We start from the raw sequence: 15,506 nt of genomic DNA, 5'->3' as shown, positions 1-15,506 counted from the left end.
GAACATATTCAAGCCATTACAGTGGCGATGATGGACTTGGACGAGTATCGTTTCCAAGAGTTAGCGAAGTCTATTACGGAGGCATATGGTTTTGAGAACTTTATGCTAAAGGTTATTTATCCATTTTTGACCCGTTTAGGTACCTTGTGGCTTTCTGGTTCGGTGGGACCAGCTCAGGAGCACTTTATTACGCACTTGATTCGTCAGAAAATTATTGCAGCCATTGATTCCCAAATGGCAAAACCGAAAGCGAATGCAAAGAAATTCTTATTGTATCTGCCAGAAGGTGAAATGCACGAAATTGGATTACTATTTGCGAGTTATTTAATCCGTGCTCGCCAGCATTCAGCGGTTTATTTAGGTCAGTCGCTTCCTTTTGATGAATTATGTTTGGCCTATGAAATACACCAACCTGATTATGTTTTCAGTGTTTTTACAACTGAACCATCACAGGATGTATTGCCCGCTTATGTGGCAGAATTAGACAAGCATCTTCCAGATGCGCATATATTATTGACAGGATACAATGTATTGCACTCTCCTGAACCTATTCCGGCTAGAATTCAATTGATTGGAGATTTCAATACCTTGATTGAAATGATTGAATCTTAACTGAAGCTAGTGTCTAGCTTTGTCGCATCTTCCACGAATTGTTTCACTTGTTGCTCCTGGTCTTTGGGACAAATCATTAATACATTACCGTGTTCAGCTACGATGTAATTCGATAAGCCGTGAATCACCACTAATTTATCTTTAGGTGCCTTAATGATGCAATCGTTTGTTTGGTATAACATCGCGTTCGCATCGACTGCATTTAGTTGATCATCTTTTTCATTGATCTCATGCAAAGATTTCCACGTTCCTAAATCTGACCAGCCGATATCCGCCAAAATCACTTTTACATCACGTGCTTTTTCCATCACCCCATTGTCCATTGAAATGCTCTTGCAAACGGCATAGACTTTTTTGATAAATCCAGGCTCTTCTTCGGTGTAATAAAAGGCTCGACCTTCTTCGAATTGCTCAGCAAGTCGAGAAAGGTGTTTGGTTAGTTCATGTTTGAAGGTGGGAATGGAGAAAATAAAAATTCCAGCGTTCCATACATAGTCGCCACTTTCTAAAAAAGCCTCAGCTAATTCTAAGTTAGGCTTCTCCGTAAATGTTTTTACCGTTTTTGCAGCTACTGCGGAGTCTTGGTATTGAATATACCCATAACCTGTATCAGGGCGCGTAGGAACGATTCCTAAAGTCACTAATACGGGTTCATTTTTAGCCACTTCAATGGCTTCCTCAATCCGGGATTTAAATGCCTCCTCTTTTAAAATCACATGATCGGCTGGGGCTACAATTAGCTTTGCTTTCGGGTGCTTTTTGCTAATCTTGTAGGCAGCATAAGCGATACAAGGAGCTGTATTTTTACGCTGAGGTTCTTTTAAAATCTGATCCGGGCTAAGAAAAGGTAGTTGTTCTTGAACGATCCCTGCGAATTCTTCACTGGTTACGACATAGATATTTTCTTTCGCTACAATTCCATCAAAACGTTCTGCGGTTTGTTGCAGCATCGTTTTTCCTACGCCTAAAACGTCGTGGAATTGTTTAGGATAATTACTTCTAGAGATGGGCCAAAACCGGGTTCCGATTCCGCCCGCCATAATTACGAGGCAGTTAGGCATATGCTTATTTTTGGCTGAGGAACGTGTTTACACGTAATACAGCGTTTTCTCTAATATTTTGGTAGTATAAATTGATGTCCGCTTTGTGCCAGTTTTTCAATTTGACAAAAGAACGACCAGGGACATAGGGCGTGTTCGTCCACAAGACACCTAAATGGTTTTGCGCATCCGCAAATTCTTTCACGTATTTGAATCCATAGGACACACCTCCTATGTTCTTCTCTTTGGAGGCAAAAACCTCATCTGTGGACCAAGTTAATGGATTGACCGAAGCCAATTCCGTCACCGTTCCTGGATGCCAAGGAGGTAAATAACCTTGTAAAAAAGTAGTATAGGCTATAAAGCAACCGGTTTGATTCGGGCTTGTGCAAACCGGTATTTGGGTAAAAATATTTTTAGGAGTCGCAATTCCAATGATGTAGGCTGCCACCAGTTGCTTGCCTAATTCTTTTCCATCAAAGTATTCTTTTAATAATCTGGTGGCGTGAACGGTACCTTGGCTGTGACCTGCAATGATGATAGGACGACCCTTGTTTTCTTTGGCCAAATAATACTCAAAAGCTCTTTTCACATCAGAATAAGCTACATCTAATGCAGCTTCTTTGTCCTCTTTGAATTCGGTGACAAAAGCATGGTAATGTGCCTGACGATAGCGCGGGGCAAAAACTCGGCCTGCTGCATTAAATGCAGTGGCTTGATTTAAGATGGTCGAGCTGTCTGTGCTTCTATTTAAAGCTACATCTGACATAGACGCATTCCAAACGTATTCGTTTTCAGGTTTATAGGTAAATATGGTGGGGTGAATAAAGAATACATCGGCTTTAGATTCCGCCTGATTATCTTTCAAAGAGGACTTGCGTGGGACTAAATCTGCCGCATCAAAGCGAGAAGGCAAGGCTGACCAGGAATTCGGATCTGCATAATCAGCTGCGGCAGGTTGTGGAGAATCCTTAAAACGAGCGGATAAGACATGATAGGTCTGATTACTTGCGCATGCACTTAAAAGGAATAGGGACAAAATGAAGAGTGCTCTCATTGGTTAAATTTATAGACAAAGCTACTACTTAAATGTTTTGTACTAACGAAATCATTCATTTATTGTTTTAATTCGAGTACCTAATTTGGAAAAAATAGGCACCAGATTTTCAAATTTCTTGACAGTATTTGGCTGTTTTTGCCTCAACTGTGCAAGAGCTTGTAACGCTATTAAAATTAGTTTGAGTCTGACCCTTTATGTGCAGTCTCTTTTTTTGTACCTTTGTGGATCGATCGATTCCCAACCTATGGCTTCAAACGCGTCTGATTCTACCGGATTTTCCCACATTCAAGTGCTGGGTGCACGCGAGCATAATTTAAAGAATATTGACGTCTCCATTCCGCGCAACCAGCTTGTAGTGGTGACAGGTATTTCGGGGTCAGGAAAGTCATCTTTAGCCTTTGATACGATATATGCAGAGGGCCAAAGACGTTACATGGAATCCTTCTCCGCCTACGCCCGTTCCTTTTTAGGAAACATGGAACGCCCAGACGTAGATAAGATTGAAGGGCTTTCGCCGGTGATCTCCATCGAACAAAAGACAACCTCTAAAAACCCCCGTTCTACGGTAGGAACGACCACTGAAATCTATGATTTCTTGCGTCTACTCTATGCGCGTGCAGGGGAAGCCTTCTCTTACCTTTCAGGGGAGAAAATGGTGAAGCAGTCGGTCGATCAAATCATTGAGACCTTATTAACCCAATTCAATAAAGGTAAAGTGGTGTTACTCGCGCCCGTAGTTAAAGGCCGTAAAGGACATTACCGCGAACTATTCGTACAAATCGCGAAGTGGGGGTATACGAAGGTGCGCATAGATGGGGAAATAATGGACATCGAACCTAAGATGCAGGTCGATCGTTTTAAAGTACACGATATCGAAATAGTGGTCGATCGTTTAGTGGTAGCCGAAGATGAACGCTTGCGTTTATCCCAAAGCCTACAGACAGCGATGAACCAAGGCAAAGGACAAGTTTACGTCCTAGATGCCAAGAATAAATTACATTACTTCTCTCAGACCTTAATGGATCCGGCGACAGGTTTGTCCTATGATGAACCAGCACCTAATACTTTCTCGTTTAATAGTCCTTATGGCGCTTGCCCTTGTTGCAATGGACTAGGAGTCGTGGAAGAAATTACGGAGGATTCGGTGATTCCAGATCGTTCTTTGAGTATTATTCGCGGGGCTATTGCACCGATAGGGGAATACCGGGAGCTTTGGATATTCAAGCAATTAGAGGTGCTTCTGAAGCCCTTTAAAGTGGGCCTTTCTACCCCTATCGCGAAGTTCCCAGCGGAGGCCGTGGAATTAATGTTGTATGGTTCTGATGCGCCTGTTGCAGTGCCATCGAAGAAATACGAGGGAACAGAATGGAATACGAAATATGATGGCATTGTTAATTTCTTGAAGCGCCAGCAAGAGTCTGGTTCTGAAAAGACCCAGGATTGGCTGAAGGATTTCATGATCATCAAGAAATGTCCAGAATGCGATGGCTTTCGATTGAAAAAAGAATCCTTGCACTTCCGTATCGCAGATAAACATATTGGGCAATTAGCCCAAATGGATATTACTGAACTGGAGGCCTGGTTCGCGGATGTGGAAACACGTATGAGCGATCGCCAGCAGCAGATCGGGGTGGAAGTCTTGAAAGAAATCAGAAAGCGCGTGGGCTTTTTGACCCAAATTGGTTTAACCTATTTAACGCTCGATCGACCGATGAAAAGTCTATCAGGTGGAGAGGCACAGCGGATTCGTTTAGCGACTCAAATAGGGACGCAGCTCGTGGGTGTTTTATATATTATGGATGAGCCGAGTATCGGTTTGCACCAGCGAGATAATGAGAAATTGATTCAAGCGCTGAAGGATTTGCGCGATTTAGGCAATTCAGTCTTGGTCGTAGAACATGACAAAGACATGATGCTGGAATCGGACTATATTTTAGATATTGGCCCAGGTGCAGGCCGTCATGGAGGAAATGTGGTGGGTTCAGGTACGCCTGCTGAGTTTTTGAAATTGAAGACGCCTACGGCAGCTTATTTAAACGGTGCGCTGGAGATTACAATACCATCTGTTCGCCGCAAAGGAAATGGTCTGAGCATCGAATTAAAAGGGGCGACAGGGAATAATTTGAAGAATGTGTCGGTGAAATTACCATTGGGTACTTTTACGGTGGTGACGGGTGTTTCTGGTTCCGGTAAATCGACTTTGATCCACGATACTTTGGTCTTGAAATTAAAGCAGCATTTCGATCGCACGAAGCGCGATGCGATGCCGCATAAGTTGATTACTGGTTTAGAGAATATCGATAAGGTGATTGAGGTGGACCAAAGTCCCATCGGACGAACCCCTCGTTCTAACCCAGCGACTTATACGAATATGTACAGCGACATTCGCACATTGTATTGCGAACTACCCGAGTCTAAGATTCGCGGATATAAAGCTGGACGGTTTAGCTTTAATGTGAAAGGTGGCCGTTGTGAAGGTTGTGAGGGAGCGGGTCGCAAAAAGATTGAGATGGAGTTCTTGCCAGATGTGTTAGTGGAATGCGAAACATGCAAGGGGAAACGATTTAACCGCGAGACCTTAGAGGTAAGATTCAAAGGTAAATCGATTTCTGATGTGCTCGATATGACGGTGGAGCAGGCTTTGGAATTCTTCGAAAATCAGCCGCGCATTTTCCGTAGAGTACAGACCTTAGCAGAGGTAGGCTTAGGTTACATCACCTTAGGACAACATGCCACTACACTTTCTGGTGGAGAGGCACAACGTGTAAAGCTTGCAGAAGAACTTTCGAAAAAGGATACGGGTAAGACGCTATATGTCTTAGATGAGCCTACGACTGGTTTGCACTTTCAAGACGTGCGACTTCTCTTAGATGTATTGCAGAAATTAGTCGATAAAGGAAATACGGTGTTGATTATCGAACACAATATGGACGTGATCAAAGTGGCTGATTACCTGATTGATATGGGTCCTGAAGGAGGAAACGCAGGGGGGCAATTGTTAGCGAGTGGTACGCCAGAGCAGATTGCAAAGGAGAAAAATAGTCATACGGGACGCTTTTTGAAAAAGGAATTATCGTAGATTTTTTCTACATTTATGCACTTTCTACATCAACGATGAACTATCTGCCTCAACTCGCATTTATCGCCCTTTTAGGGGGTATGTCCTACTTGATTTACCAGCGATTCGCGCTTATTATTCAAACCATACGCCTGGCACGCCCAGTTAACTTAAATGATCATCCCTCGGAGCGATTTAAGCGCATGGCGCTTTTGGCTTTTGGTCAAAAGAAGATGTTTACTAAGCCCCTAGTTGGCTTTTTTCACTTCCTGCTCTACATCGGATTTGTTTTAATCAATATCGAAGTTTTAGAGATTGTATTGGATGGTATTTTAGGAACACACCGTCTTTTCGCTCCTTTTTTAGGGAGTTTCTACGTCGGTTTAATGAACTTTTTTGAGCTCTTAGCGGGGGGTGTTTTTGTAGCCTGTTTGTTCTTTTTTCTCCGTCGAGGGGTATTTCGCACAAGTCGTTTACAGGCATCAAATCACAAAGAATTAACAGGTTTTCCAGTTAAGGATGCCTACCAAATTTTACTCATTGAGGTCGTTTTGATGGTAGCCTTGTGGACCATGAACGGAACAGATGCCGTCTTACAATCCAGAGGTGTGGAACATTACGAAAAGGTGGGTTCTTTCCTTATTTCGGGTCAATTGATGGGCCTTTTTACACCGCTTTCTACTTCTGCTTTGATCGTGCTTGAACGGGCTGCCTGGTGGTTTCACATTATCGGGATTTTGTCATTTGCCTTGTATGTGACGTATTCGAAACACTTGCATATATTCTTTGCATTCCCTTCCGCTTATTTCTCTAGTTTAGAATCATCAGCGAAGATGTCTGCTATGCCTTCGGTGACACACGAAGTTAAGTTAATGTTAGGTCAGCCGGTAGAGGAGCAGGCGGCTAGTACGGCGAAGTTTGGAGCGAAAGATGTGGTGGATTTGACCTGGAAGAACGCATTGGATGCGTATTCTTGCACGGAATGTGGTCGTTGCACAGAACAATGTCCAGCGAATCAAACGGGTCGTGCACTTTCCCCACGTAAGATTATGATGGATACCCGCGATCGCCTAGAGGAAGTAGGGGGTATTTTGAAGGCGAATAAAGGGACTTTTGTAGAGGATGGAAAATCCTTATTTGATCGAATTTCTGCCGAAGAGTTGCGCGCCTGTACGTCTTGTCAGGCCTGTGTGGAGGCATGCCCGATGGAGCTGTCACCTTTAAGTATCATATTAGAAATGCGTCGTTACCAAATCATGGAACTATCGGATGCGCCAGGGGCTTGGAATGCCATGTTCGCGAATGTGGAAACAAACCAAAGTCCGTGGAAATTTAATCCAGCTGATCGTCTGAATTGGGCTAAAGAATAAACTATGAAGAAAATATTGGTCGTTTTAGTTCTATTAGTAAGCGCCTATTTTATAGGTCCTAAACCAGAGGCACCCGTTTTAGCTGGTCAAGCTAGTTGGACGGATATTCCGGATTCCGTTCAAGCCATGGACGCCTACATTGCATCTAAAGAATCAGCTACTGTATTGAAGCCAGGGAATGAGGCGCGCATTATTTGGGCAGATTCAGCGCAACCTAAGAAGACGAAAGTGGTCTTCATGTATGTTCATGGTTTTTCTGCTTCACCGATGGAGGGAGATCCAGTGCACCGCGAAGTGGCGAAGAAATTCGGCGCTAATTTACTTTTAGCTCGCGTGGCAGGTCACGGGGTGCCGGATTCCGATTCAACTTTTGCGAAAGTGACGGCGGATGAATATTACCAAAGCGTCGAAAACTACTATGCCATCGCAAAGAAATTAGGCAATGAGGTGGTGGTGTTAGGGACGTCTTTTGGTGGCGCCATGTCACTAATCTTAGCCTCGAAGCATCCAGAGATTAAGGCTTTAATGCTGTATGGTCCTTGTATCGCGATTAAAGATCCGAATGCAACGCTTTTAGATAATCCTTGGGGCTTGCAAATGGCTCATTTAATCACAGGAAGTGATTACCGTGACATTCCGGTGATGGCGAAAGGTCATGCGGAGAACTGGAGTCTGCATTACCGCTTAGAGGGTGTAGTAGCTGTCCAAAATCTGTTAACGCACGCGATGACTAAGGAGGTTTTCGAAAAGGTGAAAATACCCGTATTTATGGGCTATTACTACAAGGATGAGGAGCATCAAGATAATGTCGTTTCCGTGGATGCGATGAAGGAGATGTTTGAACAATTGGGTACGCCTGCTAGTTTGAAGAAGTCGGAGGCCTTTCCTAACTCAGGTAATCATGTCATTACGTCTAACCTGTTAGGAAAGCTGACGGATGCACCGATTGCTTCGTCTGAAGCCTTTTTACGAAACGTTGTTAAACTAAACTAAGATGGGTCCTACCTTGATTTTATATGCGGTTCCTTTTTTCCTGTTCACGGTCTTGCTGGAGTCCTATATCCTGTACAAGACACACCGCGACTATGTGGAGGCGAAGGATTCGATGACCTCGATTGGTTTAGGTTTGGGCAATTTAGGAATCGGATTTGTGACGAAAGCGATTACCATAGGCGCTTCGTTTTATGTCTATAATAATTGGAAACTATTTGATTTAGGCCAAACCTGGCCCGTTTGGGTGCTTGCCTTTTTTGGGGAGGATTTAACCTATTATTGGGTGCATCGCATCTCGCATGTCGTTCGCTTCTACTGGGCATCGCACATGGTACATCATTCTTCGCCTAAGTACAATCTAGCTGCTGCTCTCCGCCAGACGTGGACAGGCAATCTATCCGGTGGTTTTATCTTTTGGCTTTGGTTGCCCTTGATCGGTGTTCATCCGTTCATCGTCATGTTCTTCCAACAAACCAGTTTATTGTATCAGTATTGGATACACACCGAATTGATCAATAAGATGCCACGTTGGTTCGAATATATTTTGAACACGCCGTCACATCACCGCGTGCACCATGGCACGGATTTAGATTATTTGGATACGAATTATGCGGGGGTATTGATCATTTGGGATCGAATGTTCGGCTCGTTTGTATCCGAGAATCAACGTCCTCAATACGGTTTAACGAAGCAGATTGAAAGCTATAATCCGGCTAAAATTGCCTTTTACGAATGGGTTCAGATGGTGAAAGATGTAGCCAAAGCTAAAAGTATAAAGGCTGCCTTTGGTTATGTTTTTGGGCCTCCAGGATGGAGTGATGATGGAAGTCGATTAACGGTAACACAAATGCGAGAGCAACAAAAGAGCTAATGGAAAAGATCAAAACCATGGCTGAATTCGCCGCAGCGGGGGAGCAGCCGGAATTTCTTTTTTGGGTAGGATGTGCGGGGTCATTTGATGATCGCCACAAGAAAGTAACGCGAGCCTTTTCAGGGATCTTGCAAAAAGTGGGTATCTCTTTTGCGGTTTTAGGCACAGAAGAGTCTTGTACAGGTGATCCAGCGAGAAGAGCAGGGAATGAGTTTTTATTCCAAATGCAAGCGATGGCGAACATCGAGGTCTTGAACCTCTATGCCGTGAAGAAAATTGTAACGGCTTGTCCGCATTGTTTTAATACGTTAAAAAATGAATACCCAGGCCTAGGCGGCACTTATGAGGTGATTCACCATAGCCAACTTTTGGCAGAATTAATCAGCGCCGGAAAAATTAAAGCCTCAGATGATACGTCATTAGAGCAAGTGGCTTACCATGATTCCTGCTACTTAGGCAGAGCCAATGGAGTATATGAGGCCCCTCGCGAAATCATTTCCGGATTAAAAAAGGAACTAATCGAGTTGAAAAGTTGTCGAACCAAAGGACTTTGCTGTGGAGCCGGTGGTGCGCAGGTATTTAAAGAGCCAGAAACAGGAGGCGAAGACGTGCAAGTGAAAAGAGTGCAAGAAATGGTGGACTCTGGCGTCACAAAGGTAGCCTTAGCCTGCCCATTCTGCATGGTTATGGTCCAAGATGGCCTAAATAAAGTAGGCAAAGATAAACACATCCAAGTAGTCGATTTAGCTGAACTCGTTCAGCAATCCATGTAAAATTATGTACTTACCGATAGAACAAATGCCCGATCATTCCCGCGTGTGGGTATATCAGGCGAACCGACCTTTTTCTACGTCTGAAATCCAAGCGATTGAAAACTACCTAGCCCCTGCCTTAACCCAATGGGCGGCGCATGGAGCAGGTTTGAATGCTTCCTATGAAATTCGTTTTCAGCAAGTAATCGTGATCGCGGTAGATGAAACAATAAATGCAGCCTCCGGTTGTTCGATAGACGCTTCAACGCGCTGGTTTAAAGAGATGGGCGCTGAATTAGGTATTGATTTCTTCGATAGAAGTACAGCTGTAGTAAACGGGGACGAGGTGACTTTGATTCCATTGACGGCGTTAAAGAATAACCCTTTTCTGACCCCTTCGAAAGACGTGATCCCTTTGCAAACCGAATCATTAGGAGCCTACCGCTCAGGCTGGTTACAAAGAGCGGATACGACTTGGTTAAAACGATATTTCGCATAAGATGGCAGAGGATCTAATCAAAATCGAGGGAAGCCGCAAGGAGAAATACGTCTCACTTTATCCCCAAATTCAATCTCTATTAGCAGGAGAGACAGATAAATACGCCAACCTAGCAAACATCGCTGCGGCGGTGCACGAGGTGTTTGGCTTTTTCTGGGTAGGGTTTTATCTCACGAAAGAAAATCAATTAGTTTTAGGGCCATTTCAGGGTCCAGTGGCTTGCACCCGAATTCCTTTTCACAAAGGTGTTTGCGGACATGCCTATACGACTCGTGAGACGATTTTAGTTCCGGATGTGGAGGCTTTCCCTGGGCATATTGCCTGTGCGTCAGCTTCGAAATCGGAGATCGTTTTGCCTGCCATCGTGAATGGGGAGGTCGTGCTTGTTTTTGATCTGGATTCAGATCAATTAGCCGACTTCACTGAAGTGGATCAGGAAGGTCTGGAAAAAATTATCAAGTTGATTGAGGAGTCTTGGACTTCGTGGTCCTAAGCTAATTTAGCAATTACCGTTTCGCCTCCTACCGGTTTGTCATCGATATTCACACAGATTTCTGCGTCTAATGGCAAGTAGATATCGATACGGCTACCAAATTTAATGAAGCCGAATTCCGTTCCTTGAACGACAGCATCCCCTTCTTTTGCATACCAGCAAATACGCTTTGCTAAAGCACCTGCAATCTGGCGGAACAATACCTCAGTGCCATTTTCATGCTTGACTACGTAGGTGGTACGTTCGTTTTCTGTGCTTGATTTAGGATGCCAAGCCACTAAGAACTTGCCTGGGTGGTACTTGAAATAAGATACGATTCCTGAGATAGGGTTGAAGTTTACGTGCACGTTAATCGGCGACATAAAGATCGACACCTGGCGGCGTGGGCCCTTAAAATATTCTGTTTCTATGGTTTCTTCAATTACAACGACTTTCCCGTCCGCTGGGGCGATGATGTGTTTCGGGTTAATCTCCGTCACGCGCTTAGGAACACGGAAAAATTGTAAGATGATTAGATAGAATAATGAGGTGATGACCACGATGGTCTCTCTCAAATAGACATTTTCAGGGAAGAAATACGCAACCAGGCCATTAATACCTAATACGATAAGTAATGAAGTGAATAATAGGGTCCGTCCTTCTCTGTGTAATGTCATACGTTGAATGCTAAATAACCTTGTTAATTTACAAAATTAGTTATTTTTGAGGACGCAACCACATCTAAATGCTAAAAAAAGCAATTCTGTTCTTCTTATTCTTTACCCAAATAGCCTTCAGTGGCCTGGGACAGTATATTAAATGGCAGGAGGATCACTCCGTAAATTATTTACGTTTAAACGTTATTACACGTGTAATTGAACGCTTTAGTCATAAGACCGGTTGGCTAAAGTTAGATACCATAAAGTCTAGTAATGTAGATTTTAGAGAAATTCTACCCACAGCAGAGGGAGTTCACGAGTTTCAAATTAATCAAGGTTCTACCTATTACTTAACGATACATTGCACGGGCCAGGTGTATGTTTTAGATAAATCTAATTGGACCTTGAATCGATTAGATAAAACATTTTTTCGAGGGGCTAATTGCAAGAACAGTTTCTTCAAGCGGGGAGATGATTTATACTCTTTTGGCGGATATGGATTTTGGCGATCTACGAATTTGTTAACTAAGTATGATTTTATTGCCAAAGAATGGTTGAGTATCGGTGCTGAAGGAGATGTACCTGGTTCGATTTTTGATGGGTTGGCGGGGTATTCACCTAAAAAAGATCGCTTCTATCTTTTGAGTACCGTTGAGATGAATGATACGGAGAAGAAAACAGCTTTTAATCGGGATTACGGTATCTATGAATATGATTTTTTTAATCATAAATTCACCCGTTTGGGAGAAATTAAACTTGAAATCGTCCGGAATTTCTTAGACTCTAAAGAAACCAAACCTTTTGTATTTAATGGGCGCTATTTTATTATTTCCGATAAGCCTAATAAAGAATTTGCTTACGATACGATGTTCATTATTGATGTGGAGGATAACTTTAAGGTATATCAATGGCAAAACCCACACCGTATCTACTTAAATGCACAACGAGGGGATGATGCTGAATCCTATATGCATGTTAGTGGAGATTCTTTGGTTTGGGCTAATAATTTAGTGAAATCCTCTCTGGAAGAGCCAGGTTATTCGGTAGCTTCAGTACAAACATTACTCAATGAGTCGGTCTATATAGGTACGTTAGACGAAGGTACTTGGGTGGAAAAATTCTCCTTTCTGGCTGGAATTTCAATAGGAACGCTAACCTTACTATTGTTATTTATCTTATACCGTCGATATCGGTTGAATAGGTTAAATCAATCCATTCGAATGACGCTGGGTGCAAATGAGCGCCTATTCTTGGATTTCCTAATTTTGAACTACGAACAAGGCTTTGTGAGCGGGCATCAGATAATCGCTTTTTTTGGCAAACATAAAAGCTCACCTGAATCGCAAAGACAATTTAGGGCGAAATTGATTGAAAATTTCACCAAAACCTTGAGTCTAATTTTTAAAAATCAAGAAATACTGGATGTGCAATTAGATGAGCGTGATCAACGTATGTTTACGTATCGCTTGCATTCCGAAATATACAAGAAACTGAAGAATCTTTAGTCCTTGAAGATGATGATGGGATCCGTTTCAATCGTATTGCTTTGATTGAATGCGTTATCTCTGATGAAAATCTTGAACTTTAACGTATCATTCTTCGCTGTAAATTGGGGGCTATATCCCTTATAAAAAGCATAGACAAATTGTGTGGAATAGTCGATGCTGCCCTCAATAGGTCCTGCTTTTTGATTGGGCTTAAAGTTGAAATTCATCAATCCGCCTAGTGCAGGAGTGAACGTGATAGGAATAAAGACCCCATTCTTCCTTAGTAGAACTGATACATCGAAATTGCGAAAATCCTTGTATTTAACGTCCGATTTTAGTTGAGATTCCGTTAATCCTAAATCGCCTTCTGCGTCTTGAAAATTGATACTCATAATGACTGAATCGATTTTCGTCGTTCCGCCAAAACCATCATTACTCGTTTTCGTAATCTTCTGAATTGACTTAAATGAAATCACAGGCGTGGAACTAAAGTTAGGTTCTTGTATACAAGCTCCTAGACTCAGTAAAATAATCGCTACAATTCCGGCTAATTTTCGCATTGATTCATTCGAATTTCGACAGTAAAGTTAATGATTTGCGTTAATTTTGCGCAACATCAGGTAAAATCAAATGGATCAAGCGATCACAAAAGAAAGGGAAAGTTTAAAAAGGCGTGTCTTGCATATGCAAGAATCTGAATTTGAGGCGCTGGCTTTGGACGTATTTCGTTTTCAAGTTGCTAATAATCCACTTTATCAGCAGTATGTGCAAATGTCAGGTGTTTCACCAGAAAAGGTAGGGCATTGGACATCAATTCCCTTTTTGCCCATCGAACTATTTAAATCCCACCAGGTATTAACAGGATCTTTACCGGTTTTATTTTCTTTCGAAAGCTCTAGCACGACCGGTCAAATTCCCTCGAAGCACCCCGTTTGCGATCCCGGATTTTACCAGCAGATTTCTACTATCGCCTTTGAGCGGGAGTATGGACCGCTGAGTGATTACCATATTTTTGCCTTGCTGCCATCCTATTTAGAGCGCTCTACTTCCTCGCTTGTCTTCATGATGGATCATTTCATCAAGGCATCCGGCTCCGAGTTATCTGGATTTTATTTGAATCAATATGCTTCTGTGGTGGATGCTTTGCGCATCGCGTTAGCGACAGATAAAAAGGTGTGGTTGATGGGTGTTACTTTTGGGTTGTTGGATTTAGTAGATTCTGGAATTGATTTAACTTTTCTAAAGGAGCACAAAGATCGATTGATCGTGATGGAAACGGGCGGAATGAAAGGTCGTCGCGAAGAGTGGATTCGGGACAAGGTGCATGCTTATCTGCAAGAAAAGATGGGGCTTGATTCGATTGCTTCAGAGTATGGAATGACCGAATTGTTTTCCCAAGGCTATGCTAAATCGCAGGGAATATTTACGCCGGCATATACGATGCGCGTTTGTTTGCGGGAGGTGAGTGATCCCTTTGCACAAGTTACTCAGCCACATAAAACAGGAGGGATCAAAATCGCTGATTTAGGTAATATCGACTCCTGTGCGTTTATTGAAACACGCGATTTAGGTTCGCTGGAGGAAGATGGAGTGCGATTTAAAGTCTTAGGCCGTTTCGATAATTCCGAAATGCGCGGTTGCAGTTTGATGGTTTCAGGGATGGGGAACTAACCAGGATGATGCGTCCTCATAAAATTCATTTTTCCAAATAGGTACTTCCTTTTTTAAGGTATCGATCAGCCATTCACAAGCTTTGAATGCTTCAGCGCGATGAACCGAAGTAACACCGATTAAAACGGCAATGTCTCCGATTTCTAAAGGACCAGTTCTGTGAACTAGCGCAATGCGTTCAACCGGCCATTTCGAGGCTGCTTGTTCACACAATAATTCGATTTGTTTTAGCGCCATGGGAGGGTAGGCCTCCATCGTCAATGCTTTGACGTCTTTTCCTTGATTCTTATTTCTAATCGTACCTATAAACAGACAAATGCCACCCGCCACCGGATCCTGCAGGAATTGGTAGTAAGGGTCGATCGAAATGGCCTCAACACTTAAGTCGATTTTGTGAATCATTTTCTGCTGTAAGTCAAATAGCTGTATTGGTAGGTGTTTTTCTCATCGGTCACGCCGCGTTCTTTTTCGGTAACGGTCCATTGATCCGCTGAAATTTCTGGAAAAAAGGCATCGCCCTCGAAAATATCATGTAATTGTGTCACCAAAATCTGGTCAGCGACTGCTAAAGACAAAGCATAAATTTCAGCACCTCCCACGATGAAAATGTCTTCGCGGCTGAGTGATTTAGCCTTTAAAATAGCTTCCTCGATGGAGGTGGTACAGATAACACCTTCGATTTTTAAGCCGGGTGTGCGGGATATAACGATAGTGGTTCGGTAAGGGAGGGGTTTGCCTATGGAATCATAGGTTTTTCTTCCCATGATAATTACGTGACCGGTCGTTAAGGCCTTGAATCTTTTCAGATCTGCAGGTAAGTGCCAAATCAGTTCATTGTTTTTTCCAATGACTCTGTTTTCATCAAAAGCTACAAGTATTTTTATCACGATTTTTACAATTTGTTGTCAAAAATAAGGGAATTTTTGGGTTCTGCCTCACCTACACAAAAGTCTCTTTTTTAT

At 42.9% G+C, this 15,506-nt stretch carries 16 protein-coding genes; 10 read left to right on the top strand and 6 right to left on the bottom strand.

Annotation, left to right across the window (positions count from 1 at the left end; genetic code table 11):
- The coding region (locus ACILP5_RS03670; protein ID WP_395617307.1) for a B12-binding domain-containing protein at positions 1-612 on the top strand (612 nt) is incomplete at its 5' end.
- Here ACILP5_RS03670 and ACILP5_RS03665 read toward each other — a convergent pair.
- Positions 609-1,673, bottom strand: a complete 1,065-nt coding sequence (locus ACILP5_RS03665) for a mannose-1-phosphate guanylyltransferase (RefSeq protein WP_395617306.1) — start codon at positions 1,671-1,673, stop codon at positions 609-611. The two genes, ACILP5_RS03670 and ACILP5_RS03665, sit on opposite strands and share 4 nt — an antisense overlap.
- A gap of 4 nt (positions 1,674-1,677) precedes the next feature.
- Positions 1,678-2,709 carry a DUF3089 domain-containing protein gene (locus ACILP5_RS03660; protein WP_395617305.1) on the bottom strand — a complete coding sequence of 344 codons (1,032 nt, stop codon included), beginning with the start codon at positions 2,707-2,709 and terminating at the stop codon, positions 1,678-1,680.
- 247 nt (positions 2,710-2,956) lie between these two features.
- Between ACILP5_RS03660 and uvrA the strand changes: the two genes are divergently transcribed.
- Genes uvrA through ACILP5_RS03625 form a run of 7 tightly spaced genes read left to right on the top strand, consistent with a single transcriptional unit; the run spans position 2,957 to position 10,748 of the window.
- Positions 2,957-5,791 (top strand): excinuclease ABC subunit UvrA, encoded by a 2,835-nt coding sequence (uvrA, locus tag ACILP5_RS03655; protein ID WP_395617304.1) that lies wholly within the window; start codon positions 2,957-2,959, stop codon positions 5,789-5,791.
- 35 nt (positions 5,792-5,826) lie between these two features.
- Positions 5,827-7,140, top strand: a complete 1,314-nt coding sequence (locus ACILP5_RS03650) for a 4Fe-4S dicluster domain-containing protein (protein WP_395617303.1) — start codon at positions 5,827-5,829, stop codon at positions 7,138-7,140.
- A 3-nt stretch (positions 7,141-7,143) separates the two neighbouring features.
- Positions 7,144-8,133, top strand: coding sequence for an alpha/beta hydrolase (locus tag ACILP5_RS03645; RefSeq protein WP_395617302.1), 990 nt, complete (start codon positions 7,144-7,146; stop codon positions 8,131-8,133).
- 1 nt (position 8,134) lies between these two features.
- Positions 8,135-9,004 (top strand): sterol desaturase family protein, encoded by an 870-nt coding sequence (locus tag ACILP5_RS03640; protein WP_395617301.1) that lies wholly within the window; start codon positions 8,135-8,137, stop codon positions 9,002-9,004.
- Positions 9,004-9,777, top strand: a complete 774-nt coding sequence (locus tag ACILP5_RS03635; protein ID WP_395617300.1) for a (Fe-S)-binding protein — start codon at positions 9,004-9,006, stop codon at positions 9,775-9,777. Before ACILP5_RS03640 ends, ACILP5_RS03635 begins: the two co-directional genes overlap by 1 nt.
- Before the next feature lie 4 nt (positions 9,778-9,781).
- Positions 9,782-10,255 carry a hypothetical protein gene (locus tag ACILP5_RS03630; protein ID WP_395617299.1) on the top strand — a complete coding sequence of 158 codons (474 nt, stop codon included), beginning with the start codon at positions 9,782-9,784 and terminating at the stop codon, positions 10,253-10,255.
- Position 10,256: 1 nt separating this feature from the next.
- Positions 10,257-10,748 carry a GAF domain-containing protein gene (locus ACILP5_RS03625; protein ID WP_395617298.1) on the top strand — a complete coding sequence of 164 codons (492 nt, stop codon included), beginning with the start codon at positions 10,257-10,259 and terminating at the stop codon, positions 10,746-10,748.
- On the opposite strand, the gene ACILP5_RS03620 is transcribed toward ACILP5_RS03625, so the two are convergent.
- A complete protein-coding gene (locus ACILP5_RS03620) occupies positions 10,745-11,404 on the bottom strand; it encodes a phosphatidylserine decarboxylase family protein (protein WP_395617297.1) in 660 nt (219 codons plus the stop codon). The genes ACILP5_RS03625 and ACILP5_RS03620 overlap by 4 nt on opposite strands.
- Before the next feature lie 68 nt (positions 11,405-11,472).
- Between ACILP5_RS03620 and ACILP5_RS03615 the strand changes: the two genes are divergently transcribed.
- Positions 11,473-12,891, top strand: coding sequence for a hypothetical protein (locus tag ACILP5_RS03615; protein ID WP_395617296.1), 1,419 nt, complete (start codon positions 11,473-11,475; stop codon positions 12,889-12,891).
- Here ACILP5_RS03615 and ACILP5_RS03610 read toward each other — a convergent pair.
- Positions 12,888-13,433: a hypothetical protein gene (locus ACILP5_RS03610; RefSeq protein ID WP_395617295.1), complete on the bottom strand. Its 546-nt coding sequence runs from the start codon at positions 13,431-13,433 to the stop codon at positions 12,888-12,890. The genes ACILP5_RS03615 and ACILP5_RS03610 overlap by 4 nt on opposite strands.
- Positions 13,434-13,503: 70 nt before the next feature.
- Here ACILP5_RS03610 and ACILP5_RS03605 point away from each other — a divergent pair, with 70 nt between their 5' ends.
- Entirely contained in the window at positions 13,504-14,544 is a 1,041-nt protein-coding gene (locus ACILP5_RS03605) for an acyl transferase (RefSeq protein WP_395617294.1), read from the top strand.
- Here the strand turns inward: ACILP5_RS03605 and ACILP5_RS03600 are convergent.
- Complete coding sequence (locus ACILP5_RS03600; protein WP_395617293.1) at positions 14,527-14,946, bottom strand: molybdenum cofactor biosynthesis protein MoaE; 420 nt, start codon at positions 14,944-14,946, stop codon at positions 14,527-14,529. The two genes, ACILP5_RS03605 and ACILP5_RS03600, sit on opposite strands and share 18 nt — an antisense overlap.
- Positions 14,943-15,431, bottom strand: coding sequence for a dihydrofolate reductase (locus ACILP5_RS03595; RefSeq protein ID WP_395617292.1), 489 nt, complete (start codon positions 15,429-15,431; stop codon positions 14,943-14,945). The genes ACILP5_RS03600 and ACILP5_RS03595 overlap by 4 nt, the downstream gene beginning before the upstream one ends.
- Positions 15,432-15,506: the final 75 nt, after the last annotated feature.

This window comes from Aquirufa sp., assembly GCF_044239315.1.
Taxonomy (GTDB): domain Bacteria; phylum Bacteroidota; class Bacteroidia; order Cytophagales; family Spirosomataceae; genus Aquirufa.
This window is presented reverse-complemented; position numbering and strand designations above follow the sequence as displayed.